Raw genomic sequence first — 841 nt, forward strand, 5'->3', positions numbered from 1 at the left:
CCCCCCCCCCGGAGTTGCCCCCCCATTCCTTGCCGCCGGAGCCGGACCGGGACGACTTCGACTCCCCCGCCCTCGCCCCCTGCTGGGTACAACTGCGACGGCAGGACCCGGACGCCGTGCGACTCGACGAGCGGCCCGGCCACCTGGTGCTGCACGCCCGCGGGGACACGCTGGACCGGCCCGGTGCGCTCTTGGTGGGACGACGCCAGCGCGACCCCGAGTGCAGTGCGCGGACACTGATCGAGGTCGGCGAAGGGGGCCGGGGCGGGCTCACGGTACGACTGGACGAGGCGCACCACTACGAGGTCGAGGTGGCCGACGGGGTGGTGCGTGCGGTCGCGCGGATCGGGCCGCTGTGTCACGCCGTCGCCGAACGGCCCGTACCGGCCGGCCCGTTGACCCTGCGGATGGACGTCACGACCTCCGACGTACTGCCTCCCACCGTCACCTCCCGCGACACAGGCACGGACGGGGAGGACCCGGCCGCCGGCCTCCGCCGTGGCGGCCCCGACGGCCTTCGCCTCGGGTACGAGACAGAAGCCGGGCACTTCGAGGTCCTCGCCGAGCTCGACGGCCGCTATCTGACCACCGAGGTCGCCGGCGGCTTCACCGGCCGCGTGTTCGGCATGTACGCCCCCCGCGGCAGCGCGGCCTTCGACTGGTTCGAGCTGCGGGCTGTGTGACGCGCACCCGCCCATTGCGGCCTCGCTCGCCACGATCACCCGGCGGTGCGGGGCCGCAGTTGCACGACCCCGATCGAATCCGCCGGAACGGCCTGGCTCGTCCCGCCGCCCCTCGGGGCCGAGCCGATCGAGGTGGCGTTCTTCAGGTACGAGTACAC

The 841-nt window shown here is 74.0% G+C and carries 1 pseudogene; it reads left to right on the plus strand.

What is annotated here, in order from left to right:
• A pseudogene (locus tag TN53_RS41245) lies at positions 1–683 on the plus strand (glycoside hydrolase family 43 protein); the annotation flags it as partial.
• Between the last annotated feature and the right edge of the window lie 158 nt (positions 684–841).

This window comes from Streptomyces sp. WM6386 (assembly GCF_000972385.1).
Taxonomy (GTDB): Bacteria; Actinomycetota; Actinomycetes; order Streptomycetales; family Streptomycetaceae; genus Streptomyces.